Source organism: Serratia sp. UGAL515B_01, assembly GCF_033095805.1.
GTDB lineage: Bacteria > Pseudomonadota > Gammaproteobacteria > Enterobacterales > Enterobacteriaceae > Chania.
The window spans coordinates 3,923,881-3,948,052 of sequence record NZ_CP109901.1 but is presented as its reverse complement, the minus strand read 5'-3'; the positions used below and the strand labels follow the sequence as shown (position 1 = coordinate 3,948,052).

Here is a 24,172-nt window from a genome sequence, read left to right as displayed (position 1 = left end):
TGTTTTTTGATGTTACCTGACCATATCGCTGACCCGAAAAGCCTTCAAACGCCTGCATTATCCCGTCGATGTCATCGCGCAGTGTGTTCGCTGGTATCTGGCTTACTCGCTTAGCCTGCGAAATCTGGAAGAAATGATGGCCGAACGCGGTATTGTCATTGACCATTCCACACTTCACCGCTGGGTTATCCGCCTGGTACCACTTCTGGATAAGGCCTTCCGCCGGCATAAACGCAATGTGGGTCTACGATGGCGAATGGACGAAACCTGCATCAAAATCAACGGCCAATGGAAATATCTCTACCGGGCTGTCGATACCACCGGTCAGACCATCGACTTTCTGCTCACCGCTAAGCGGGATGCTGCTGCCGCACTGCGCTTCTTTCGCAAGGCAATTCGGCACCATGATCAGCCAGAAGTCGTGACCATCGATAAAAGTGGTGCCAACACGGCGGCTCTGGCCTCGCTCAACGCGGAAAAACCGGATGAGGAAACCATCACCATCAGGCAAAGTAAATACCTGAATAATCTGATTGAACAAGACCACCGAAATATAAAACGGCGAACACGACTGATGCTAGGATTTAAATCGTTTCGACGAGCGCAGACGGTACTGGCAGGCATTGAGTTAATCCACATGATACGCAAAGGGCAGTTTCAGCATCCGCAAGGGGATGGGTTGTCACCAGCAGAACAGTTTTATTGTTGGTTGCCTAAATAATCGACAACGCCACCTTTGCTGACTTGCCGTCGTTAACGCGACGGAACCGAGCCCACCACATAGACTCTCAATAATTCGAGTTGCATGTAGCGGCAAGTAACGTTCCCTAAGGGAACCGTCCCGTGGACGGCCGAGTAACGGCCGAAGCCAAAACCCGGGCAACTTGAAGTATGACAAATGTATCAGAAGGCCTTTTTGGCGTAACCGGTAACTACTTTAAGCCCCATCTCACGGCCTAATGCGGTCATTGGATGCACCACAATCAGGCCACGTGCACTTTTCTTCAGCGCACCCATATCTGCCTGCTCTTTCTTGGTGATCTCACGGCTAAACGGCAGTTGGCTCAATTTTTGCGCTTCCGCACTCAGTTTTTCTACACGCAGATTTTTCAGGCGCTCAATTTCTGCTGCCAGTTTCTCTTTTTCTTTGCCATGTTGCGCGATCAGTTCGGGGTTACCCTGCTGGATCACCGCAGTATCTTTATGGTTCAGTGCATCTAACTGGTCACTAAGGCGTTTGATTTCTGCCTTTTCTATCTCTTTCATCGGTATCTAGCCTGAATTTCGGGGAGGATTGCACTAGTGTACCAAAACACCTGCTTGGTTACTCGTCTTGCTCAATAACCCTTGGGCCAAAAGAAAAATTCTGCTGGAGTACGCCGTTACTCCTTTCCTTAACTGGGCGAGCATCATCCGTTTCCCAATGGCGGTAATGGGCTGCGCGTATCTATTATGGCTGTCGTGGAAGCTGTTCAAGGCCGCCTCTCCTGATGCTAAACAGCAGATACAACCCATGCGCTTTCTCGGTGTAGCCCTGTTTCAGGCTGTCGACCCGAAGGCCTGACTGATGGCAATTAACGTGGCAATCCTGTTTACTCCGCATAAAGGTATGCCTCTCTACGAGGCTCTGTTGATCATTGCGAGTTTCACCGCGTTGAATATTCCCTGCTTTTTGGTCTGGGCACAGATGGGCGATCGGCTGCGTCGAGCCCTGCGTGTTACCTGGAAACTGCGGCTATTTAATGGGGTAATGTCGGGTTTGATGGCAGCAACCGCGTATGGTTGCTGTTTGACGAATGGCGTGCGGTATTCGCTTAAGGCTTTTGTACGCCGAGCGGAGAGAGTCGGGAGGGCTGTTTGGAGCCAATCCCGGCCAGCAGTTCGGTAAGCGACAATACCATAGTAGAGCGCACCATTTGCTGGTAACGCTGGTGCTGCATGGCGATCATTGACTCATCGGCTTCGCCAGGTTGTAGAAAGGCTGGCAGTGGCGGGAGGGCTGGCACACAATGCAGTTCAGAAAAGGGGCCGAGTATTTCGTCATCAACGAAGCGATACTCAGAACCATCGTGATTCAACTCCTCGCGCATTGCCATCAGCAATTCAGCATCTTCATACTCGTGGCGGGAAATCACCCCCAGCCCATACATCAATTTCAAACGTACGGAGAGATCGCCAAGTGGCCCTGCGCCGGTTAACAACGGCTCGACAGCATATTTCACCGCATAATCGTCTTTGCGGAACACTTGCAACACCAATACGTTAAGCGCTTCAGTCAGCAGTTCAACCACTGCGATCAAAAAACTGCGTACTGTCTTACCAGCATTCAGTTTTTCCAGAACTTTATTTTCAAATGCCTGTTTCTCGATCATCGTCGCTTTTCGAATGGTGTTGGAAAGGGGGAGACAAACTCCTCCTTCCTTTTTTCGTTGCGGAACTGAGGGCTAAGACAGATAACCCCACCCTTTATTCGTGGGAAAATGGAGCGGATTTATACTGCACGTTTACTGCATGCTGTTATATACGGCTACAGTCTCTTCTACAACATCGCTGTCAGCAGGCAAACCAGAAACAAGCACCAACGCGGCTTTTGGCCCTTGTTTTTCCAGCAGTTCCCCCCACTCTTTCGCCTGTGGGTCCTGTTCACTGCGGTAACACATGGCTGCGGCAATCCCCTGTACCAGGTTGGCATGCGGCAAATTATATTCCAGCGTTCCCAGCAGCGGTTTGATCAAACGATCGCCAGCACCCAATTTACGCAACGGCTGGCGGCCAACGCGTTCCACATCATCATGCAGATACGGGTTTTCAAAACGGGTGAGGATTTTATTAATGTAGGCGGCATGTTTATCTGCCTCAAAGCCATAACGTTTGATCAAGACCGCGCCGCTTTCTTCCATTGCCCCCTTCACTACGCTACGGATCGCTGGATCAAGAATGGCATCGCGGATGGTCAGCAGGTTAGCACGTTGACCCAAATAGGCTGTTATGGCATGACCAGTATTCAAGGTAAACAGTTTACGCTCCACAAAGGCCATCAGGTTGTCGGTCAGCTCCATCCCAGGGATAACTGGCGGCTCACCCTTGAATTGCGTCTGGTCAACAATCCATTCACTGAAAGTTTCTACCGTCACTTCCAGCGGGTCGTTACTGCCTGCCTCTGCTGGCGGCACGATACGGTCCACTGCGGAATCGACAAAACCAATATGTTGCTCAACCCACGTTTGCTCATCCTGCGGCAAAGCGTCGAATATATGCTGTTTAAACTGACTGGTACCACGAACCATATTTTCACAAGCAATAATATTTAGCGGCTGGGTATTACCTTGCTGATGACGCTTGATTAAACCTTTAGCAATCGTCCCTGCAATCTTACCGAGTATTTGCGGACCCACAGCCGTCGTGACAATATCAGCTTCAGCAATCAAGGAGACGGCTTCTTCACTACCACTGTTGACAGCACTGACATTATTGACATGTTCAATACGCGCCTGCTCACCCACTACATGCACTTGGTAGCTTTTGCGTTGATTCAATGCATCCAGCACAGTCTGATTAACGTCAGCAAAAGTCAGTTCGGCATGTGCATCAGCAAGCAACTTGCCAATAAAACCTCGGCCAATATTTCCGGCTCCGAAATGTAATGCTTTCATATTCCTACCTTTATTAATGTCGAAGGGTGCAGCAAGCTGCACCCTTTAAAATGATCCTGTTATCAGGCTTTCTTGCCGCCAAGCAACTCCAACACTTCTTGCACACTTGTGGTATGCGCCAGCCGTTCGATGACGGTCTCATCATCCAACGCATTGGTCAGGCTAGTGATCACCTGGATATGTTCGTTATTGCGCGCCGCAATGCCTATAACCAAACGCGCAATTTCGTCATTATCTTCACCGAAACGGACACCTTTAGGGTACTGACAGAACACCACGCCGGTGCGCAATACACGATCTTTGGCTTCAATAGTTCCGTGTGGTACGGCAATCGACTCACCCAGATAAGTGGATACCAGCTTCTCACGTTCCAACATCGCTGGAACATACTCGGGTTCAACATATCCGCCCTTCACCAATTGCTCACCGGCAAAACGGATAGCGTCTTCTTTGTTGCCTGCTCGCAGATTGAGGAACACATTGCCTTCACCCAGTTTGAACAAGTTCTGTTCGCTGTCTTCAAAGCTATCGTCCAGCGTAGCAATCACCTTCTGTTCGATTTCGGTGGGTTTGTTAGCGGCAACCAAGCGTGCCGTCAAATCATTGTACAACTGGCTATCCAGGAAATTGGTCAGTGAAATGTGTTGGGCCTGAGGCGCATGGCGCATAGCACGTTCGGTCAGATCACGGTGGGTAATCACCAAATCCACATCTTCCGGCAGGTTATTGATTGCGCTGTTGGTTACAGAGATATTCTTCAACCCCGCATCAGCCACTTTTTTACGCAATACACCGGCACCCATCGCGCTAGAACCCATACCCGCATCACAAGCCACGATGATTTTACGCACAGTGTTCAGATCGCCGTCTGCCATTGTGTTAGACGCTTTGCCACCTTTAGCCTGGGCTTTCATTTCCTGGATACGGCGCGTTGCCTCTTCCAAATCGTCTTCCTCTTTCACTTTCGAGGTTTTCAGCAACAGAGCGGAAACCAGGAAAGAAACCAGGAAAGCGGCGAAAATTGCCGTCACGTTAGCGAAGTAGGCACCTTTTGGCGTCATTGCCAGCACAGCGAGAATAGAACCCGGAGAAGCAGGAGAGACCAGGCCACCATTCAGTACGGTCAGGGTGAATACACCGGTCATACCGCCCAGAATGACAGCAAGGATCAAGCGAGGGTTCATCAGCACGTATGGGAAATAAATTTCATGGATCCCACCCAGGAAGTGGATGATCGCTGCACCGCCTGCGGACTGTTTGGCACTGCCACGGCCAAAGAACATATAGGCCATCAGCACACCCATACCAGGGCCCGGGTTGGCTTCGATCAGGAAGAAGATCGATTTACCCGCTTCGGTGGCTTGCTGGATACCCAACGGCGAGAAGATACCGTGGTTAATGGCATTGTTCAGGAACAGGATTTTCGCTGGTTCAACGAAGATAGAAGTCAGTGGCAGCAGGTTGTTGACCACCATGATATGCACGCCGGCTGCCAAGCCCTTGGATATCGCTTCTACCAATGGGCCAATACCCAGAAAGGCGAGGATCGCCAGCAGCATACCGATAATACCGGCGGAGAAGTTGTTGACCAACATCTCAAAGCCACTCTTGATCTTGCCATCAACCCAGCGGTCGAAGTGTTTGATCGCCCAGCCACCGAGTGGGCCAGCAATCATGGCACCAAGGAACATCGGCATATCCGCACCGACGATCACTCCCATGGTAGTAATAGCACCAACAACGCCGCCGCGCTCGCCGCCCACCAACTTACCGCCAGTAAAACCAATCAGCAGAGGTAGCAGATAGGTGATCATTGGGCCGACGAGTTTGGCTAACGTCTCGTTTGGCAACCAGCCTGTGGGAATGAATAACGCGGTAATAATACCCCAGGCGATAAATGCGCCAATATTGGGCATTACCATATTACTGAGGAAGCGGCCAAAGTTTTGCACTTTAACCTTAATATCTGGTGAAAACATAAAACACACCCCTATTGTTACGCGCTTACAATAAGAGCGCGTGATAATTGTTGTAACTTTCCAGCCATGTTGTGCTGTTTGCGAAATGGACTCTACCACGCTCTTTTTACTACGCGAACCGCATAGATTTATTGTGATCTACATCACTAAAATGCACCCAGAAACCGGCCATTTATAGTGATTTAGATCACAAATAATGAGTATAACAAAGCAAAAGTTAGGGAAGGTTTGTAACTCCCCTCAAATAAATGTGATTAAAATCACACTTTATTACCCTGTCTTTCTTTTTAAATTGTGATTTAAGTCACAATTTATTTCACTCCCGATTAGCGGACTATTGCTCAGAGATGAGATCTCCTCTGCGAGCACCTACGGCACAGGCAACTCACCATGGTATGAATGAATAAAAAGACTTAATAGGCTCTAAGAGAAGTGATAATTGATTGAAGTGTAGTAGAAGTACGGTAGGAAAGAGGGATTAAGGTATGCGGAGCAGCAAATTGCCCACATACCTTTACCGTTATTGCATTACCGCCAGCACTGTCTTCTGTGCATTCAGCAGGTTCTGTTGTTTAGCCACCAAGCTGGACATCATAGTGTTGTACTGCGTTGCTTGTTGCTGGGTACGGAACTGCACACCACCATTATTGAAACTCACCTGATTACCCTGAGCCTTCAGGAAATCGCCTACCTGTACCAGTTCCTGTACAAAATCAGCAGTCGTTGGGATCGCTGGCATCAGCGCATTGGTCGGGGCGGTGACTATCTTGTCATATGCCTTGCTGTACACGGCTTTCAGATCGCCTGGCTGTTTCAACGCCGCACGTGAATTATCCGCCTGTGACTTCGCCAACTGGATCTGCTGGCCTAACAGGTTCAATCCCTCTATCGATTGTTGCAAGGAATCACGTTTAGTCATGTAGTCTCGCGCGGTGTGGATCTCGTTAATCTGCTCCAATGCGTGCGTTAGGCTAGCCTCCACGGATTTCGATAACTGCTGGGAAAAACCCACCAAGATGGCATAATCCCCCGTATAAGTGCCGAACTTCTGTTTCTGATCTTCGCTTAGCGTCGGGATATGTACGCCGCTGCGCATCACCGTATTCTGTAAGTAATCTACGAAAGCCTTGCGTTGTTCTGGTTCTTTATCACCGCAGGCGGTCAGTTGCATTACCACCAACAATGCGAGTACCGGCGCCAACCAACGCGTGAAAACTCTGTTGCGGATCTCAAACGCCATATGACAAACTCCTGTTATATAATTGCTTTTTTCAGGCTCCATGCCTTGTGCTGCACTCCATGCGGCCATTAGGCTGTGTCCCTTAACGGTACGCTGGCGTACCGTTAAGGGACACAGCCTAGAATAGATCAACTGAATGTGATGCGATACGCGATTTCACATTCAATCCCAAGATAGCTGTGTATTTCCTAACCAGGAACTGGATACCATCAGATACGAAAAAGCGCCCGCAGGCGCTTTCTCTAACTCTCTCACTATCACTGCAAAACGGAAATATCCGCTACCTGCAGGAACAGTTCACGCAGCTTACTCAACAGCGTCAGACGGTTAACACGCACCGCGTCATCCTCTGCCATCACCATCACGCTGTCGAAGAATGCATCGACGGTCTCACGCAGTGCAGCCAATTCAACCAGAGCTTCTTGATAACGACCTTCTGCAAACAACGGTTGAAGCTTATCGCGCAACACCACCAGATGCGTCGCCAATTTCAACTCGGCAGGTTCTTTCAACACCGAGGCATGAACCTGTTCCAACAGCGTATCGTTAGACTTGGCCAGAATGTTGGAAACACGTTTGTTGGCCGCTGCCAGCGCAGCTGCTTCTTCCAACGTACGGAAGTGAGTTACCGCTTTTACCCGTGCGTCGAAGTCTGCCGGTCTGGTTGGACGACGTGCCAATACGGCCTGGATAGTATCCACCGCGTGGCCTTCTTCTTGATACCAAGCACGGAAACGCCCCAGCATAAAATCAACAACGTCATCTACTGCGTTGCTATTGGTCAACTTGCTGCCATAAAGGCGCACGGCCTCTTCGGCCAGCGTTTGCAGATCCAACGGCAGATTTTTCTCAACGAGAATACGCAGAACGCCCAGTGCAGCGCGGCGCAGGGCAAACGGATCTTTATCGCCTTTCGGGTGTTGCCCAATGCCGAATATCCCGGCCAGCGTATCCATTTTGTCGGCGATCGCCAGTGAACAGGCTACCAGCGATTGTGGCAGTTCATCACCCGCAAAACGCGGCTGATACTGCTCGTTCAACGCCACAGCAACATCCTCAGACTCACCATCGTGGCGGGCATAGTGCATGCCCATCACACCCTGGGTGTCGGTGAACTCGAACACCATATTGGTCATCAGGTCACACTTCGACAGCAACCCCGCGCGAGTGGCGTGATTGACATCAGCGCCGATGCGACCGGCAATCCACCCTGCTAATGCCTGAATACGGTCGGTCTTGTCGCGTAATGTCCCCAATTGTTGTTGGAACAACACGGTTTCCAGGCGCGGCAGTTGGTCTTCCAGGCGTTTCTTGCGGTCGGTATTGAAGAAGAATTCGGCATCGGCCAAACGCGGACGCACCACTTTCTCGTTACCAGAGATGATTTGCTGCGGATCTGTCGATTCAATGTTGGCCACAAAGATAAAGTTTGGCAGCAGCTTGCCCGCTGCATCATACACCGGGAAATACTTCTGGTCGCCCTTCATGGTGTACACCAGCGCTTCCGCTGGTACCGCCAGGAATTTCTCTTCAAACTTCGCGGTCAGGACCACTGGCCACTCAACCAATGATGCCACTTCTTCCAGCAGGCTTTCACTCAGATCGGCTTGACCGCCAATCTTCTGCGCCGCCAGCTCTGCGTCACGCTTGATCATCGCCTTACGAGCTTCGTAATCGGCAACCACTTTGCCACGTTCAAGCAAGAGCTGTGGATACTGATCGGCGTTATCAATAGTGAACTCTGGCTCACCCATAAAGCGGTGGCCACGGATAGTACGGGCAGCGTCGATACCCAGTACCGTACCTGGGATCAGTTCTGCCCCCAGCAGCATTGTCACAGTATGTACCGGACGGACGAACTGGGTTTCTTTATCGCCCCAGCGCATCAGTTTCGGAATCGGTAATTTGGACAGCGCGGTGCTGACCATACCTGCCAGCAATTGCTGCGCGGATTGGCCTTTCACATGGGCGCGATACAACAACCACTCGCCTTTATCGGTGACCAAACGCTCGGCCTGATCGACAGTAATACCGCAACCGCGCGCCCAACCTTCGGCCGCTTTGCTCGGATTACCACTGGCATCGAATGCCTGAGCCAGCGCCGGGCCGCGTTTTTCAACTTCACGATCGGCCTGTGCAGCACTCAGTGCGGCTACTTTCAGCGCCAGACGGCGCGGCGCGGCGAACCAGCTCACTTCACCATGTTGCAGGCCTGCGTTATCCAGTTCAGCGGTAAAATTGGCGGCAAAAGCTTCTGCCAGTGAACGAAGAGCTTTCGGCGGCAGCTCTTCCGTGCCGATTTCCACCAGGAAAGTCTGTTGAGTCATAGCTGCCTCTTACTTCTTGTTGCACATTGGGAAACCCAGCGCTTCACGGGAAGCGTAATAGGCCTCGGCAACGGCTTTGGTCAATGTGCGAATACGCAGAATATAACGCTGACGCTCGGTCACCGAGATTGCTTTACGTGCATCCAGCAGGTTGAAGGTATGGGCAGCCTTGAGGATACGTTCGTAGGCCGGCAGCGGCAGCGGTTTTTCCAGTGCCAACAGCGTTTGTGCTTCCTTCTCGTACTGTTCGAAACAGGAGAACAAGAAGTCCACATCGGCGTATTCGAAGTTATAGGTCGATTGCTCTACTTCGTTCTGGTGGAATACATCACCGTAAGTGGTAATGCCCAGCGGGCCGTTGCTCCATACCAGATCGTAAACGCTATCTACGCCCTGGATGTACATTGCCAAACGCTCAAGACCGTAGGTGATCTCTCCGGTCACCGGTTTACACTCCAAACCGCCAACCTGTTGGAAATAGGTGAACTGCGTAACTTCCATGCCGTTCAACCACACTTCCCAACCCAGTCCCCAAGCACCGAGCGTTGGGTTCTCCCAGTTATCTTCCACAAAGCGAATGTCGTGAATAGTGGGGTCCATACCCAGTTCTTTCAATGAACCCAGGTACAGTTCCTGAATGTTCTCCGGCGAAGGTTTAATCACCACCTGGAACTGGTAATAATGTTGTAGACGGTTCGGGTTTTCCCCATAACGCCCGTCGGTTGGACGGCGTGAAGGTTGCACATAGGCGGTCGCCATTGGCTCCGGGCCCAGTGCACGCAAGCACGTCATAGGGTGGGAGGTTCCCGCGCCAACTTCCATGTCCAATGGTTGAACGATGGTACAGCCTTGGCGCGCCCAATAATCCTGCAGTGTCAGGATCAGGCCCTGAAAGGTCTTGGTATCAAACTTTTGCATGTTGAATTCGCACGCGATACAAGTGGATTTAATAGAGTGGGTCAGTATACCCGTAGACCGTGAGATATACAGCCAAAATCCCGCAACAAGTGCCAATCTTCGAGAAAAAGTCCCATTAATGGGCCACTTTCTTAAACGTTAAAAGCAAAGAGTAGCTCCACTATTCCGCACAGAGTTTTGAGTACTCCTGCCCAGAGTGGCGCCCCAAAAAAACCTTCCTCTATATTGTCGGGTTTGATAACAGGCTGTTGAGTCTACGACGGTTCTAAAGGCAATTAAGATACGGCCTAAATATTGCGTGCTCTCACATAACGCCGTGATTAAGAGATAATAAAACATGTACCTCCTTGTCAAAATAGAGGTATACGGCGATATTAACTGTAAATAAAAACAGTACAGGGAACATGATTATGATCGACGAACGTTGCGGTTGGGTGACAGCCGATCCGTTATATCTTGAGTACCACGACAAAGAATGGGGGGTGCCGACAACCAACGCACAAGAGCTGTTCGAAATGCTTTGTCTGGAAGGCCAACAGGCTGGTCTTTCCTGGATTACCGTGCTGAAAAAACGTGAAAATTATCGCCAGGCCTTTCACCATTTCGATCCGCAGCGTGTCGCCGCCATGACCGAGCAGGACGTGGAAATGCTGCTGCAAGACAGTGGGATTATCCGCCATCGTGGCAAGATCGAAGCGATCATTACTAATGCTAAGGCCTATCTGGCCATGGAGGCCGCAGGGGAAAACTTTGTCACATTTATCTGGCAATTCGTCGAGGGGACACCCCAACTGAACAAACGGCAGACACTGAACGAGGTGCCAGCCAAAACCGAGATTTCTGATGCCATGTCGAAGGCATTGAAGAAACGCGGCTTCAAATTTATCGGCTCTACCATCTGTTATGCCTTCATGCAGGCCAGCGGCCTGGTGAACGATCATCTTACCCATTGCCTCTGTTACCCAAAACAATGCAAGGGATGATCCGTGCTGCCAATCCGGCAGATCTTGAACCATTGATGTCATTGTGGCTGGAAAGTACTCTCCGTGCACATCCGTTTGTGTTTGAAGATTATTGGCAGCAAAGTGCCCAATTATTGCGCGAAAGTTATCTGCCACGCGCAGAAACCTGGGTCTACCTAGATAACGGGCAAATCGTCGGTTTTATCAGCGTTCTTGAAGGCCGGTTTGTTGGCGCTTTATTTGTTGAACATCATTTCTACGGTAAAGGCGTAGCCCATGCACTCATGGCCTACGTGCAACAGCGTCACCGTTGGCTCAGCCTGGAAGTTTACGAACAGAATCTACGAGCCTATACCTTTTACCGGAAGCTGGGTTTCCAGCAAACACAGCGCCTGTTCAATCAAGAAACCCAAGCCTATACGCTGATCATGAACTGGGCCGCTACAGATATCCGTTACCCCTGAACAGCAGCCAGTACCACAGGTTTTCCTGCAAATTTTAGCGACGTTGGCTGTTGCCTTTGTCTCCTCCAATCTCTTGGTTTATCAAGCCCCTGAAGTTAATTATCCTGCAAGCAGCGTTCAAATCTGCTCCAGGCAGATTTGTCGCACCAGTCACATAGTGGGTTATGTTCCTGGCGACTCGCAGTCTCGCCTACTAGCAACTCAAATTATTTTGGGTGTAAAACGAGCCACTAATCAATTGGTTAATAAATAATCATAATGATGGCGCAAAAAAAAGATTAAATACTAACCAAAGCCTGATTGTTTTTTAAACCACTCATGTATAGAATCGCGCCCTCTTATGCCCTATTGGGTAATTTTTAACCAACGATTATCACTGAGTTTTCCCAGACGTTATTATGCTAAAGATTGTTTTTTCATTTGTTTTGGCTTTGCTCTTTACCTTTTCCGTATCGGCAGCAACCCTACAAAATGCCTCTAATTCCTCTGCTTCACTTCAGGAATTAACCTCCCTTAATTTCGGACAGGGCAACACAAAGCAGCTTAAAAAAATTTTGACGCACTTCGTCGAATGGGAAGGCGTACGCTATAAACTCGGTGGCAATTCACAAAAAGGTATCGATTGCTCAGCCTACATACAGCGTATTTTTAAAGATGAGTTTTCCTTCATTTTGCCAAGAACTACGCACGAACAGATAAAATTAGGCACTCGAGTCGCTATCAACGAGTTAGATACGGGTGACCTGTTGTTTTTCAAAACCTCATCACGGGAACTGCATGTAGGCGTATACATCGGAGAAGGCCAGTTTATTCATGCTTCAACCAGCACAGGCGTCACGATTTCAGAACTGGACAATACATACTGGAAGGAAAGATACAAACAGGCAAGACGCATCAATAATGCTAATGTTTAGTCTCTGTTCCTGAATGAACAAAAAACAGGCCGTATTCTAAAATCTCCGATTCGTTCTCCCATCTACGCTTAATACAGCATAAAACATTAAAATCAGCACGTTATTGTGCTTTTTTAATCCCCCTACATTTTGTTGCAAACAGGCAAGCAGCCCTTTTAGGGCTGCTTGCTTTTGTTGAGATTTACCTCACATGTTTCCGGGCAGACAATATCCAGTTTGGGAGGTATAATTCGGAGAATTTTTCTTCCTCTTTGTTATGCCTGTGTGGAGCTATTTTTATGGCACAGTTTGCCGTTATTGGCCTTGGAAGGTTCGGTTCCACTGTTTCGCTTGAGTTAATCCGGCTTGGGCACCAAGTTCTCGGGGTAGACTCAGAGCCCAAATTTATTAATCGGCTGGCAGATAAACTCAGCTATGCCGTGATTGCTGATGCAACGGACGAACAAGCGCTTGCCGAGCTCGATTTACTCCGCTACGACGCGGTGGTGGTTGCGATTGGCGAAGATTTAGAAGCCAGTATTCTGTGCGTTCTGCATCTGAAGAATCTAGGAGTACAGCAACTTTGGGTCAAAGCCAGCTCCAAACCACACCATACTATTTTGTCTCGCCTTGGGGTCAGCCGTATCATCCACCCAGAAGAAGAAATGGGCCTGAAAGTTGCCCAGTCTCTGAACTACCCGATGATCAATCAATATCTTTCACTAGGGCATAACCAATATTTAGTTGAAATACTGGTGAACAAACACCTTGAAGGCGCATTACTGTCAACGCTGATGACAGGCTCTGGGGATGAAGTGAAAACTGTACTTGTAAAAAGGCATGGCAAATTGATCTCTCCAGTGCCCGATAATTTTATTTTAGAAACCGATGATAGCCTAGTACTCGCCGGGCCACGGTCAATGTTGAAATCGCTGGCACCACGGTTGGCCTGAAAATGAAGAATTGGTTACCGCAGCGTTTGCCTTATTCACGTATTAATAAGCAACAAGCACGCTCGCTGACACTCAGCCCGCCAGCCGTTTTAGCCATTGGTTTTCTGGTATTAGTCCTGGTCGGTTGCCTACTTTTACTGTTACCCGCCGCCACTCATAAACCCATAACGGTACTGCAAGCGCTTTTTACCGCTACCTCTGCCGTAACCGTTACCGGCCTGGTAGTACTGGATGTCGGTTCCCAATTTACCTTGTTTGGCCAAGTTGTTATCGCTTTACTTATTCAGGCCGGGGGACTGGGATTTATGACATTCGCTGTCGTAGCGGTAATCAGCCTTGGTGCCAAAATCGGTCTTTCCCAGCAAAAAGTTGCTCAAGAAGCGTTGAACCAAACTTCGCTGGCTCAGGTGGCTCAAACGGCTAAAGCGGTGTTGCTCTATTCAGTGGTCATTGAGCTGATAGGCCTGTTGCTGCTTACTATCGTGTGGTGGCCTGAATATGGTTTCACTAAAGCGCTATATCGCGGTTTTTTTTACACTGTCTCTGCTTTTAACAATGCGGGTTTTGCCTTAGATAGCGATAGCCTGACACGCTATGCAGGCAGTGTACCTGTGAATCTGGTGATCAGCGCCCTGCTCATTATTGGTGGTATTGGTTTCTCCGTACTGATAGACCTCAAAAAACACCGCGTCTGGCATAAACTGAATACCAACACGCGCGTTATTCTGCTGGCGACATTAATTATTAATGTCTTGGCTTTTTTCCTGATATGGCTGTTGGAAGCCAGAAACCCGGCCACCTTGGGGAATATGCCCGTTAAAGAACAAATACTTGCCGCCTGGTTTCAGGCCGTAACACCGCGAACAGCGGGCTTCAATACTATTGACTATAGTGCGATGACGGACGCCAGTAGTATATTAACCTTACTGCTGATGTTTATTGGTGGGGGCTCCTTAAGTACTGCCAGTGGGATCAAGTTAGGGACTTTTGTCATTCTGATTATGGCAACTTACACCTTTTTACGGCGACGGGATGAAGTCACCATAATGCAACGCACTGTGCCACATGCCCAAGTTCTAAAAGCGTTAGCGCTGGTTTTTATTTCAATGGGCTTTGTCTTTATCGGTACGTTCGTGCTTTCCATTACCGAGCATGCGCCATTAATGGATATTGCCTTTGAGGTGGTTTCCGCACTGAGTACCGTCGGTTTATCACGTGGGTTAACCGCGGATTTAAGCTCAACGGGACAACTGCTGATCATTATATTGATGATTACGGGCAGGCTTGGCCCACTGACGTTGGCCTATTTTCTCGCTACACCGAAGAAAAAGCGTATCCGCTATGCAGAAACCCAGATCCAGATTGGTTAATTGTCAGGCAATACCCCACTCTGGATCATCCAAGCGCTACAGTAGATTTTCTCTGCCGTACCCATATGCAGACGAGAAAGAAATGGGTATGGCCTGTTACATCTGTTGCTCCCGCTCTGATTTCACATCCTGTATTAACCAGTCGTAGAAGATTTTGACTTCTGGACGCATTACAGCATGTTGATGAGTGACAATATAGTACGACCATGCCAATGGCCAACGCTGCTCGGGTTGAAGCTGTTGCAACTGCCCTTGCATAATCAGTTGTTTTACCAATGCCAGTCGAACGATAGCAACACCACGTCCACTCAGCGCAGCCAGAATAACCGCCGACGTAGAATTAATATGAAGTGTACTTTCCAACGCTGGCGGGGCATTAGCTGCCGCTAACACATCGTCCCAGGTAGGAAAGTTAGCACCAGGATGTGGCGTATCATCATGAATAAGTTTCTGTGATGCCAGCCATTCACCACAGGCCCCCTTTGCCGGCGGCATAATCTGCGGGCTGCAAACCAGAACGGCTTCTTCGTCCATAAGCCAGGTTTTTGCCACCCCAGGCCAGTCACCTTTTCCGCAACGGATCCCAAGATCGGCCTCTCCATGTGGAACATCCATCAACTTTTCCGTTACGTTAAGGCGTAAGTCTATGTTCTCATGGATTTCCGAAAATCTATTCAACCGCTCCATCAACCAATTCATAACCAAGACTTGTGACGCTGTCAGCAAAACGACAGAGCGTGCGCGACGCCCACGCAGTTTATTCAACCCCCTTTCCAGGCAATCAAGCCCCTGTGAAATGTCCTGCAAAGCATCCTGAGCCTCCACGACCAAGGTCAGACGCTCTTTTCCTGAACGGGTGCGGTGAAGAAGCGGGTGCCCAACCCAGTCTTCTAATGCTCTGACCAATTGCCCGACAGCGGCCGGCGTAACCCCCAGCTCTTCAGCTGCTCCGGTAAAACTGCCATATCGAGCGGTAGCCTCAAAAGCGTGCAGCCATTTCAGTCTGTTTAACGATCGCATTGTGTCCCCACACTGGCTTTTCTTTCAGTATTGTTCCGTTTTAGTTTGACGAGAAAGCTTTTCTTTTCTGACTGGCAATTTCTTCTCATTCGTCGAAGAGAAACCACTGTGACATGATTTGTTCACTCGATAAGGCCGCGCAAGCTCCCCTTTGATAACAAACACCATTAAACAGAAGGCAACAATGAACACATTATTCTCCGGTAAAAAACTTTTGGTTGTTGGCGGTACAAGCGGTATGGGTTTTGAAACCGCAAAGCTGGTTCTCAAAAATGGCGGCAACGTGGTGCTGGTCGGTAACCGAGCAGACAAGGCTGAACAAGCGCGTCAGGCTCTGACGAGTATTGGCAAGGTTTCCATTATCGTTGCAGATCTGATGCAAGAAGCGGGGATGCGCCAGGTCATGGATACCATTAACGCAGAACATAGAGATATCAGCCTGATGGTCAACGCTGCTGGTGTATTCTTTCCTAAACCGTTTGTTGAGCATGAAACTTCAGACTACGACACGTACATGAACATCAACCGTGCATCATTCTTTATCACTCGCGATGTGGTGCGCAATATGGTTGAGGCCGGTATCCATGGCTCTATCGTAAATATCGGCTCGATGTGGGCACAGCAGGCCATCGGCGCCACGCCATCATCTGCATACTCTATGGCAAAATCAGGGCTACATGCATTGACGAAAAACCTGGCGATTGAATTAGGTAGCCATGGTATCCGCGTTAATGCCGTGTCACCGGCGGTGGTACATACTCCGATCTATGAAGGCTTTATTCCGAAGGCTGATGTCCAGGGGGTAATGAATAACTTTAACAATTTCCACCCGATTGGTCGTGTAGGTTCGCCGGTTGATGTGGCCGAGGCTGTGGCTTTCCTCCTTTCCGATAAAGCGGGTTGGGTAACCGGTGCTATCTGGGACGTAGATGGCGGTGTTATGGCGGGTCGTAACGCCTGATAAAAAGACCGCACGAGTCACAACCTGCTCGTGCGGCAATAGGTTTATACTCGTCATACTTCAAGTTGCTTGGGTGTTGACTGCCTTCGTTCACCCCAGCCACTTACCTGAGTAAGCTCTTGGGGCTTCGCTCAGTTGCCGCCTACAAGCAACTCGAATTATTTTGAGTATAGATTCAATACCTGCTGTATCAAACCTCTCCCCCTACGCCCTCCGCCCCCAATTTCCCACTATAGGATGAGGCGATTTTTTCTCCATTACGCAAACTAGGCTGTGTCCTTCCATTGCCAGCAGTGCTCGCGTGCAATTTGAGGAACACAGCCTAGACCTTAGCCTATTAAAAAAACGCTTCCTGCCATGCATAAGGAGAGCCATGAAACGCCTGACATTTCCCCTACTGATAATGCTTTCACCCACAGCGCTGGCCAACTGGACGTTAGAAGGCTTCCCGGCCTTCAGTGAATCCACCAGCGGTTTGTTTGTCAGCCAGGCAACGCTGACAAAGGGCCAACGGCCTTTGCAGCTCTATCAGGACAAGCAATGTTGGCAACCGAGCAGTGCCACAAAGCTGAACCAACCCCTGTCTTTGCAACCATGCCGTGATGCCACGCCTGTAAGTTGGCGGTTGTTCCGCGATGGTGACTATCAGGTCAGCGTTGATACTCGCAGTGGTACACCAACTTTGCAGCTGAGCATAAAAACCGAGCCTGAAAAAACCGTAACGGCAGTGGCTAAAACTTGTCAACGCTGGGACGGGCAACCAATAACGGTAGCGGTGAACGGAACATTCGCCGAAGGCGAAACGGTAAGAGATTTTTACTCCGGTCAGACGGCCGTCGTCATTAAGGGCAAGATCACCTTGCAACCTGCCGTTAACAGCGGTGGCCTGCTATTATTGGAGTCCGACAACACACCGCCGCAAGCCGCCTTCAACTGGCATAACGCCACGGTATATTTTGTACTGACCGATCGCTTTGCAAACGGTAATCCGACCAACGACCACAGCTATGGTCGCCACAGCGACGGTATGCAGGAGATCGGTACATTTCACGGTGGCGATCTCGCCGGGTTAACGCAAAAACTGGATTACTTACAAAAGTTGGGCGTCAACGCACTTTGGATCAGCTCGCCGCTGGAACAAATTCACGGCTGGGTCGGTGGAGGAACCAAAGGCGATTTCCCGCATTATGCCTATCACGGCTACTACCCTCTGGACTGGACAAAACTTGACGCCAATATGGGCAACGAGAGGGAGCTACATCATCTGATAGAACAGGCACACCAACGTGGTATCCGTATTCTGTTTGATGTGGTGGTCAATCACGTTGGCTATGCCACACTAACCGATATGCAGCAGTTTCAGTTCGGTTCGCTCTACCTGAAAGGCGACGAAATTAAAAAAAACCTGGGCGAAAACTGGGGCAATTGGCAACCAGGGCCTGGTCAGAACTGGCACAGCTTCAACGACTACATTAACTTCAGCGATAAAGCAGGCTGGAGCCATTGGTGGGGCAAGAGCTGGATACGTACCGATATCGGCGATTACGACTCACCGGGCTTTGACGATCTGACCATGTCATTAGCCTTCCTTCCAGACATCAAAACCGAAGCGCCCGGCCCAAGCGGTTTACCACCGTTCTTCCAGCATAAATCAGACACTGCGGCCCACGAAATTCCTGGTGCCGCCCCCCGTGACTATCTGACCATTTGGCTCAGCCAATGGGTACGCGACTATGGGATTGATGGTTTTCGCGTCGACACGGCCAAGCATGTTGAAAAACCCACGTTGGCACTGTTGAAACAACGCGCCGCCAAAGCGTTGGCTGAGTGGAAAGCGGCTAATCCCAAGCTGGCGTTGGATGATGCTCCATTTTGGATGACCGGCGAGGCCTGGGGACATGGGGTAATGGAAAGTGACTATTACCAACATGGCTTTGACGCAATGATTAACTTCGATTTTCAGGATCAGGCCTCTCAGGCACTGGGATGCTTCTCTAATATCGATACTACCTATCAACAGATGGCGGACAAGCTGCAAGGCTTCAACGTCCTGAGTTATCTTTCCTCGCACGATACACGGCTGTTCTTCACCAGCGACGCCAAAGGCGCTCTGCCTTTGCAGCAACGGGCGGCAGACTTGTTGCTATTAGCGCCAGGAGCAATACAGATTTATTACGGTGATGAAAGTGGCCGCACGTTTGGCCCAACCGGCTCCGACCCATATCAGGGCACGCGCTCAGATATGAACTGGAGTGAACTGCAAGGAAGCAAATCGCCGTTGCTGGCACATTGGCAGATATTAGGCCAGTTCCGCGCACGCCACCCAGCGATCGGTGCCGGTACACAACAATCACAGCAAACGCCACATTACTATGCTTTCAGTCGGCAACACGCAGGGGATAAACTCATGGTGGTATGGGTGGGTGAGCGGTAAGAATGGCTAAGAATATCACTCTTAAATATAACTAAAAATCGATATATTTAACTAAGTAAGGATTTAACTGGCGCATTGCACCGGTATTTATCTGGCGGTATGGTGAGGTCAACTTACCAATAACAAATCTGCTGCATCTATGACTTTTTCACTTTTCGGCGACAAATTTACCCATTATGCGGGTATCACCCGTTTAATGGACGACATGAATGAGGGGCTGCGTACCCCAGGTGCAATCATGCTTGGCGGGGGTAACCCTGCGCATATTCCAGAAATGGAAAGCTACTTTACCCAGTTATGTCAGGAGATGCTCGACAAAGGCAAACTGACCGAGGCGCTGTGTAACTACGATGGCCCTCAGGGCAAAGATACTCTGCTAAAAGCACTGGCTAATCTGTTGCGGGAAGAGCTTGGTTGGAAAATTGAACCACAGAATATTGCACTAACAAACGGCAGCCAAAGCGCGTTTTTCTACTTATTCAATCTGTTCGCTGGCCGCTACGCCGATGGCAGCCGCCGCCGTGTGTTGTTCCCACTGGCACCAGAATACATCGGTTATGCTGATGCCGGGCTGGACGAAGGGCTGTTTGTCTCTGCCAAGCCGAACATCGAGATGCTACCGGACGGTCAGTTCAAGTATCACGTCGATTTTGAAAATCTTAAAATCGGCGACGATATCGGTATGATTTGCGTTTCGCGCCCCACCAACCCAACCGGTAACGTGATCACCGATGAAGAGCTGATGAAGCTCGACTTTTTGGCGCAGCAGCGAGATATCCCGCTGGTGATCGACAACGCCTACGGCGTTCCTTTTCCCGGCATTATCTTCAGTGACGCCACGCCACTGTGGAACCCAAACACCATTTTATGCATGAGCCTGTCCAAACTCGGCTTGCCAGGTTCACGTTGCGGCATTGTGATTGCTGATGAAAAAATCATCACCGCGCTGACCAATATGAACGGCATTATCAGCCTTTCCCCTGGCAGCATTGGCCCTGCGTTAGCCACGGCAATGATTGAGCGGGGTGATCTGCTCCGCCTGTCTAACGAAGTGATCCGTCCATTTTACAAACAGCGTGTTGAACAGACCATTGGCATTCTTCGCCGTTATCTTTCGCCTGAACGCTGCCTGATCCACAAACCAGAAGGGGCTATCTTCCTGTGGCTTTGGTTTAAAGACCTGCCCATCACCACCGAACAGCTTTACCAGCGCCTGAAAAAACGTGGTGTGTTGATGGTACCCGGCCACTACTTCTTCCCTGGATTGGAACACGAATGGCCTCATACGCACCAATGCATGCGTATGAACTATGTTCCTGACCCTGAAAGTATTAAACGCGGCGTGATGATCCTGGCTGAAGAGATTGAACGCGCACATCAGGAAGCCGCTTAAGCGTTACCGGGGCTCTGTCACAGAGCCCCCTTGTCGTTATTACATCGCCCAGAACAGTACCGCCAGCAACTGCGGAGACATAATGCGCAGGAACATCGCCAGCGGATACACCGTGGCATAAGAGAGCGCAGCAGCACCGCTGGTGGGGTGTAAGCCGTTGGCGAAAGCCAATGCTGGGGGATCGGTCATAGAACCCGCCAACATACCGGAGAGCGTCAGATAGTTCATCTTGCCCACTACCCTAGCCAGGATCCCCACGGTAATCAGCGGAATAGAGGTGATTAACGCCCCATAGCCTATCCACGCCAGTCCTTCACCATGGAGCAAGGTATCAATAAAATTCCCCCCTGACTTCAGCCCTACCACTGCCAGAAACAATACGATACCCAGTTCACGCAATGCCAGGTTGGCACTCGGCGGCATAAACCAGTAAAGCTTGCCAATGCTGCCTATGCGCCCAAGGATCAATGCCACGACCAGCGGCCCCCCCGCCAGCCCCAAGCGCAACGCCGCCGGAAAACCGGGGATAAACAACGGAACGGAGCCCAACAAAACACCAAGACCAATACCAATAAAGACCGGCAACATTTGCACCTGTTGCAGTTTTTGTTTGGCATTACCAACAATCGCCGCCACTGCATCGATAGATTCAGGCCGTCCCACCAGGTTGAGAATATCCCCGAACTGCAGCGTAACATTGTTGCCAGCCACCAGTTCAACCCCAGCACGATTAAGACGTGAAACCACTACGTCATATTTTTGTTTAAAATCCAGATCGCGGATTTTTTTGCCTAGCACCTTCTCGTTGGTGACAACAGCACGTACCACTTGCAGCGCCGTCCCTTGCGTAGAGAGCGAAACGTCCACCTCCTCACCGATCATCAACCGAGCATTTTCCAACTCTTCCCGTTTACCCACCAAATGCAGAAAATCACCCAGTTCCAGTTTTTCCTGAGGAACGGGAACCATCAGTAGATCACCCCGCTTCAGGCGCGAACAGATAATTGTGTCGCTATTGAGTAGCGGCACGTTTTTGATCGCCATACCCTGCAAATTGGGATTACGTACTGCGACGTTCATAGTTTGCAGCAGTTCACGATTGTTACCCAGGCTGTTTTCAAATGCCTGCGCTTCCTGCTCAATATTGATACGGAAAAACAGCCGGATAAGCCACATCACTAACAGGATGCCGCAGATACCAAAAGGATAAGCCATCGCATAACCCATCCCCATGCGATTAACCAGTGCCGGATCGGAGCCCAGATCGGTGAGGATCTGCTGCCCAGCACCGAGCGCGGGTGTATTGGTTACCGCACCGGAAAACACGCCGAGAATGATCGGCAGCGGTACGGCAAACAGTTTGTGTACTATGGCTGCCACCACGCCCCCAACCAGCACTAATAGAATAGCAAAACCATTCAGCCGGAGACCGGAAACACGCAGAGATGAGAAGAAACCGGGGCCAACTTGAATACCGATGGTATAAACAAACAGGATAAGACCAAACTCCTGAATAAAGTGCAGCATGTCGGCGTTGAGGTTAATTTGGTTAGTCTGTGCAAAGTGTCCGACAATAATGCCGCCAAACAAGACACCACCAATCCCTAAACCCACGCCATACACTTTCCAGTTGCCAATCCATAACCCGAGAATAGCCACCAACGCCAACATGCTGACGGTCAGGGCAATATCACTCATACGTCACATCCTTACCAGAGGTTTAACAATCGCTATACCCATCGCCATTCAAGCTATAGCAGTGTTGACTGCATTACTCGGCCTATCCATGGGGCTCCGCCTACCTGCAGCTTGAATTAACTTGGGTATATACGCTTAAAAGCACACAATTATTAAGGATTTTGACATAAGCAGCGAGAGGGGAGTGTGGGTTGCACCACATAATGTAACGGGAGATTACCGAATTGCACTCTCCCGTTATATTTTCTTTTTTCAGCGAGTTATTTGACTTCCAGCTCCGGCGTGCTGCCGATGCTGATACGTTGCGGCTGCAAGGCTTCTGGAACATGGCGTACCAAATCAATATGCAGCAGGCCATTTTCAAATTTTGCCTCGGAAACCTGCAGGTGCTCTGCCAGAGTAAACGTCAGGCTAAACTCTTTATATACCAACCCTTGGTGCAGATACTCTACCTGTTTTTCAGGTGGTGTCGGTTTGCCACGCACGGTCAAGCGCGGGCCTTCCACTTCAATGTCCAGTTCGCTCTGTTTAAACCCAGCAAGAGCCAGAGAAATGCGATAGTGGTTGTCGTCACTTTTTTCAATGTTATAAGGCGGGAACCCTTGTGACTCCTGACTACCCATTGAGCTGGCCAGCTTGTCAAAACCGATCCATTGACGCAGAAGCGGGGATAAATCGTAATTACGCATGATATTAACTCCTTCCAAGAAGCGAGATGTTATACCCATCGTCTTTTAAGCTGCAGCGTAAACCTGACTGCAACTTGAAGTCACTTGGGTGTCAATGTTGCCCCCTGACGGCAGGCACACGTGAAACAAGGATTATTTAATTTCGATCCGACGCGGCTTTAACGTTTCCGGCACAATGCGTTCCAGATCGATGTACAGCAAACCGTTTTCCAATTTCGCGCCCTTAATTTGAATATGTTCGGCAAGTTGGAATTTACGCTCAAAATTACGCTCAGCAATGCCTTGATATAAATAAGTTTTTTCGGCAGGTTCATTATTATGGGCACCGCGCACAATCAGCAGATTATCGTGCGTGGTGATCTCTAATTCTTGTTCAGCGAACCCGGCTACCGCGATGGCAATGCGGTAATGATTCTCATCAACCAGTTCAACATTATAGGGAGGATAGCCACCGTTCCCTTGGCTTTGACCCGCTTCAAGGGCATTAAACAAACGATCAAAACCAATCGCAGAGCGGTATAGTGGGGAAAGATCAAAGTTACGCATAACACAGCCTCCTAAGGCAATTCAGCGAGGTTGAAAATAAACCTTCCATCATGGACAGGTTAAATAGCCAGAATTCCCTTGCGGCGAATTCTTCATTTGGCCTTGTCAAAAAAAGTGGGGGCCGATTTGCTTATTTCAACGGTGACTTTCAAAAAAAATTTCAATTGAGACAATGATAGTTTGTCTATTACACACGATAAATTAAGATAGCGGTAATAGGGTGAGGCTTTACGACTTTTTAAAGCATTTGCTGGATAAGATAAATCAGCGAGTTAAGGATAATTATGTCTCCAGATAGTTTGATGAAACTAACAAAAATCATAGCACCCCTTAGCTGGTTACTGCTCTCCACAAGCGGTTGTTCTAGCGTCATGAGCCGCACCGGTGCCGATCAGGGATATTATTCTGGTACGCGAGCCAATGTGGACATGATGAAAAGTAAAGATACCAGTTTTGTCATGATGCCACTGCTGGCGATCGATCTGCCTTTCTCAGCACTCATGGATACCTTCTTACTGCCTTATGACTACCTGTTCTCAGACAAGGATGGGACAACCGGTACCCTCAGAGCGCGCGTTATAAATGATGAAGAAAAAAATCTGGCCGCCAGCGGCAATCCAGGGCAGGGGATGCCAAAAACGCCTGCGCAGTGACGCAGGCTATTTCAGGATA

At 49.6% G+C, this 24,172-nt stretch carries 21 protein-coding genes and 1 pseudogene; 11 read left to right on the top strand and 11 right to left on the bottom strand.

Annotation, left to right across the window (positions count from 1 at the left end; all coding sequences use genetic code 11):
* The first annotated feature begins 22 nt into the window (after positions 1 to 22).
* Positions 23 to 721, top strand: coding sequence for an IS6 family transposase (locus OK023_RS17800; protein WP_317697803.1), 699 nt, complete (start codon positions 23 to 25; stop codon positions 719 to 721).
* Between the two features lie 182 nt (positions 722 to 903).
* Here OK023_RS17800 and OK023_RS17795 read toward each other — a convergent pair whose 3' ends face one another.
* Positions 904 to 1,266 carry a YibL family ribosome-associated protein gene (locus OK023_RS17795; protein ID WP_317693958.1) on the bottom strand — a complete coding sequence of 121 codons (363 nt, stop codon included), beginning with the start codon at positions 1,264 to 1,266 and terminating at the stop codon, positions 904 to 906.
* A 127-nt stretch (positions 1,267 to 1,393) separates the two neighbouring features.
* Here OK023_RS17795 and OK023_RS17790 point away from each other — a divergent pair.
* A pseudogene (locus OK023_RS17790) lies at positions 1,394 to 1,818 on the top strand (LysE family translocator); the annotation flags it as partial.
* Here OK023_RS17790 and OK023_RS17785 read toward each other — a convergent pair.
* From OK023_RS17785 to glyQ, 6 genes are all read right to left on the bottom strand, one after another.
* Positions 1,815 to 2,372 carry an MltR family transcriptional regulator gene (locus OK023_RS17785; protein WP_317693957.1) on the bottom strand — a complete coding sequence of 186 codons (558 nt, stop codon included), beginning with the start codon at positions 2,370 to 2,372 and terminating at the stop codon, positions 1,815 to 1,817. The pseudogene OK023_RS17790 and the gene OK023_RS17785 sit on opposite strands and share 4 nt — an antisense overlap.
* A gap of 132 nt (positions 2,373 to 2,504) precedes the next feature.
* Positions 2,505 to 3,653, bottom strand: a complete 1,149-nt coding sequence (locus OK023_RS17780) for a mannitol-1-phosphate 5-dehydrogenase (RefSeq protein ID WP_317693956.1) — start codon at positions 3,651 to 3,653, stop codon at positions 2,505 to 2,507.
* Between the two features lie 62 nt (positions 3,654 to 3,715).
* Positions 3,716 to 5,632 carry a PTS mannitol transporter subunit IICBA gene (locus tag OK023_RS17775; protein ID WP_317693955.1) on the bottom strand — a complete coding sequence of 639 codons (1,917 nt, stop codon included), beginning with the start codon at positions 5,630 to 5,632 and terminating at the stop codon, positions 3,716 to 3,718.
* Between the two features lie 520 nt (positions 5,633 to 6,152).
* Positions 6,153 to 6,872 (bottom strand): DUF3053 domain-containing protein, encoded by a 720-nt coding sequence (locus OK023_RS17770; protein ID WP_317693954.1) that lies wholly within the window; start codon positions 6,870 to 6,872, stop codon positions 6,153 to 6,155.
* Positions 6,873 to 7,129: 257 nt separating this feature from the next.
* On the bottom strand, positions 7,130 to 9,199 hold the full coding sequence (glyS, locus tag OK023_RS17765; RefSeq protein ID WP_317693953.1) for a glycine--tRNA ligase subunit beta: 2,070 nt from the start codon (positions 9,197 to 9,199) through the stop codon (positions 7,130 to 7,132).
* 9 nt (positions 9,200 to 9,208) lie between these two features.
* On the bottom strand, positions 9,209 to 10,117 hold the full coding sequence (glyQ, locus tag OK023_RS17760; RefSeq protein WP_142008735.1) for a glycine--tRNA ligase subunit alpha: 909 nt from the start codon (positions 10,115 to 10,117) through the stop codon (positions 9,209 to 9,211).
* 410 nt (positions 10,118 to 10,527) lie between these two features.
* On the opposite strand from glyQ, the gene OK023_RS17755 reads away from it, so the two are divergent.
* The 5 genes from OK023_RS17755 (at position 10,528) to OK023_RS17735 (ending at position 14,759) form a co-directional block, all read left to right on the top strand.
* Positions 10,528 to 11,100: a DNA-3-methyladenine glycosylase I gene (locus tag OK023_RS17755; protein ID WP_317693952.1), complete on the top strand. Its 573-nt coding sequence runs from the start codon at positions 10,528 to 10,530 to the stop codon at positions 11,098 to 11,100.
* Positions 11,097 to 11,543 carry an N-acetyltransferase gene (locus tag OK023_RS17750; protein ID WP_317693951.1) on the top strand — a complete coding sequence of 149 codons (447 nt, stop codon included), beginning with the start codon at positions 11,097 to 11,099 and terminating at the stop codon, positions 11,541 to 11,543. Before OK023_RS17755 ends, OK023_RS17750 begins: the two co-directional genes overlap by 4 nt.
* Before the next feature lie 398 nt (positions 11,544 to 11,941).
* Complete coding sequence (locus OK023_RS17745) at positions 11,942 to 12,457, top strand: NlpC/P60 family protein (RefSeq protein ID WP_317693950.1); 516 nt, start codon at positions 11,942 to 11,944, stop codon at positions 12,455 to 12,457.
* A gap of 278 nt (positions 12,458 to 12,735) precedes the next feature.
* Positions 12,736 to 13,389 (top strand): TrkA family potassium uptake protein, encoded by a 654-nt coding sequence (locus OK023_RS17740; RefSeq protein WP_317693949.1) that lies wholly within the window; start codon positions 12,736 to 12,738, stop codon positions 13,387 to 13,389.
* Between the two features lie 2 nt (positions 13,390 to 13,391).
* A complete protein-coding gene (locus OK023_RS17735) occupies positions 13,392 to 14,759 on the top strand; it encodes a TrkH family potassium uptake protein (protein WP_317693948.1) in 1,368 nt (455 codons plus the stop codon).
* A 96-nt stretch (positions 14,760 to 14,855) separates the two neighbouring features.
* Here OK023_RS17735 and OK023_RS17730 read toward each other — a convergent pair whose 3' ends face one another.
* A complete protein-coding gene (locus OK023_RS17730; RefSeq protein ID WP_317693947.1) occupies positions 14,856 to 15,779 on the bottom strand; it encodes a LysR substrate-binding domain-containing protein in 924 nt (307 codons plus the stop codon).
* 184 nt (positions 15,780 to 15,963) lie between these two features.
* Here OK023_RS17730 and OK023_RS17725 point away from each other — a divergent pair, with 184 nt between their 5' ends.
* The 3 genes from OK023_RS17725 (at position 15,964) to OK023_RS17715 (ending at position 20,567) form a co-directional block, all read left to right on the top strand.
* Positions 15,964 to 16,740 (top strand): SDR family oxidoreductase, encoded by a 777-nt coding sequence (locus OK023_RS17725; RefSeq protein WP_317693946.1) that lies wholly within the window; start codon positions 15,964 to 15,966, stop codon positions 16,738 to 16,740.
* Positions 16,741 to 17,113: 373 nt separating this feature from the next.
* Positions 17,114 to 19,174, top strand: coding sequence for an alpha-amylase (locus OK023_RS17720; RefSeq protein WP_317693945.1), 2,061 nt, complete (start codon positions 17,114 to 17,116; stop codon positions 19,172 to 19,174).
* A 139-nt stretch (positions 19,175 to 19,313) separates the two neighbouring features.
* On the top strand, positions 19,314 to 20,567 hold the full coding sequence (locus OK023_RS17715; RefSeq protein ID WP_317693944.1) for a valine--pyruvate transaminase: 1,254 nt from the start codon (positions 19,314 to 19,316) through the stop codon (positions 20,565 to 20,567).
* Positions 20,568 to 20,606: 39 nt separating this feature from the next.
* Here the strand turns inward: OK023_RS17715 and OK023_RS17710 are convergent, their stop codons facing one another.
* The 3 genes from OK023_RS17710 to ibpA form a co-directional block, all read right to left on the bottom strand.
* Entirely contained in the window at positions 20,607 to 22,265 is a 1,659-nt protein-coding gene (locus tag OK023_RS17710; RefSeq protein ID WP_317693943.1) for a putative transporter, read from the bottom strand.
* A 260-nt stretch (positions 22,266 to 22,525) separates the two neighbouring features.
* On the bottom strand, positions 22,526 to 22,954 hold the full coding sequence (gene ibpB / locus OK023_RS17705) for a small heat shock chaperone IbpB (RefSeq protein WP_317693942.1): 429 nt from the start codon (positions 22,952 to 22,954) through the stop codon (positions 22,526 to 22,528).
* 132 nt (positions 22,955 to 23,086) lie between these two features.
* Entirely contained in the window at positions 23,087 to 23,500 is a 414-nt protein-coding gene (gene ibpA / locus OK023_RS17700) for a small heat shock chaperone IbpA (protein WP_317693941.1), read from the bottom strand.
* A 302-nt stretch (positions 23,501 to 23,802) separates the two neighbouring features.
* On the opposite strand from ibpA, the gene OK023_RS17695 reads away from it, so the two are divergent.
* Positions 23,803 to 24,153: a YceK/YidQ family lipoprotein gene (locus tag OK023_RS17695; protein WP_317693940.1), complete on the top strand. Its 351-nt coding sequence runs from the start codon at positions 23,803 to 23,805 to the stop codon at positions 24,151 to 24,153.
* Positions 24,154 to 24,172: the final 19 nt, after the last annotated feature.

Coding starts and splice junctions, on each gene's coding strand:
- OK023_RS17785 (WP_317693957.1), bottom strand. CDS start 2,372: ATGATCGAGAAACAGGCATTTGAAAATAAAGTTCTGGAAAAACTGAAT.
- OK023_RS17780 (WP_317693956.1), bottom strand. CDS start 3,653: ATGAAAGCATTACATTTCGGAGCCGGAAATATTGGCCGAGGTTTTATT.
- OK023_RS17775 (WP_317693955.1), bottom strand. CDS start 5,632: ATGTTTTCACCAGATATTAAGGTTAAAGTGCAAAACTTTGGCCGCTTC.
- OK023_RS17755 (WP_317693952.1), top strand. CDS start 10,528: ATGATCGACGAACGTTGCGGTTGGGTGACAGCCGATCCGTTATATCTT.
- OK023_RS17750 (WP_317693951.1), top strand. CDS start 11,097: ATGATCCGTGCTGCCAATCCGGCAGATCTTGAACCATTGATGTCATTG.
- OK023_RS17715 (WP_317693944.1), top strand. CDS start 19,314: ATGACTTTTTCACTTTTCGGCGACAAATTTACCCATTATGCGGGTATC.
- glyS (WP_317693953.1), bottom strand. CDS start 9,199: ATGACTCAACAGACTTTCCTGGTGGAAATCGGCACGGAAGAGCTGCCG.
- OK023_RS17770 (WP_317693954.1), bottom strand. CDS start 6,872: ATGGCGTTTGAGATCCGCAACAGAGTTTTCACGCGTTGGTTGGCGCCG.
- OK023_RS17725 (WP_317693946.1), top strand. CDS start 15,964: ATGAACACATTATTCTCCGGTAAAAAACTTTTGGTTGTTGGCGGTACA.
- ibpA (WP_317693941.1), bottom strand. CDS start 23,500: ATGCGTAACTTTGATCTTTCCCCACTATACCGCTCTGCGATTGGTTTT.
- glyQ (WP_142008735.1), bottom strand. CDS start 10,117: ATGCAAAAGTTTGATACCAAGACCTTTCAGGGCCTGATCCTGACACTG.
- ibpB (WP_317693942.1), bottom strand. CDS start 22,954: ATGCGTAATTACGATTTATCCCCGCTTCTGCGTCAATGGATCGGTTTT.
- OK023_RS17735 (WP_317693948.1), top strand. CDS start 13,392: ATGAAGAATTGGTTACCGCAGCGTTTGCCTTATTCACGTATTAATAAG.
- OK023_RS17695 (WP_317693940.1), top strand. CDS start 23,803: ATGAAACTAACAAAAATCATAGCACCCCTTAGCTGGTTACTGCTCTCC.
- OK023_RS17740 (WP_317693949.1), top strand. CDS start 12,736: ATGGCACAGTTTGCCGTTATTGGCCTTGGAAGGTTCGGTTCCACTGTT.
- OK023_RS17745 (WP_317693950.1), top strand. CDS start 11,942: ATGCTAAAGATTGTTTTTTCATTTGTTTTGGCTTTGCTCTTTACCTTT.
- OK023_RS17720 (WP_317693945.1), top strand. CDS start 17,114: ATGAAACGCCTGACATTTCCCCTACTGATAATGCTTTCACCCACAGCG.
- OK023_RS17730 (WP_317693947.1), bottom strand. CDS start 15,779: ATGCGATCGTTAAACAGACTGAAATGGCTGCACGCTTTTGAGGCTACC.
- OK023_RS17795 (WP_317693958.1), bottom strand. CDS start 1,266: ATGAAAGAGATAGAAAAGGCAGAAATCAAACGCCTTAGTGACCAGTTA.
- OK023_RS17710 (WP_317693943.1), bottom strand. CDS start 22,265: ATGAGTGATATTGCCCTGACCGTCAGCATGTTGGCGTTGGTGGCTATT.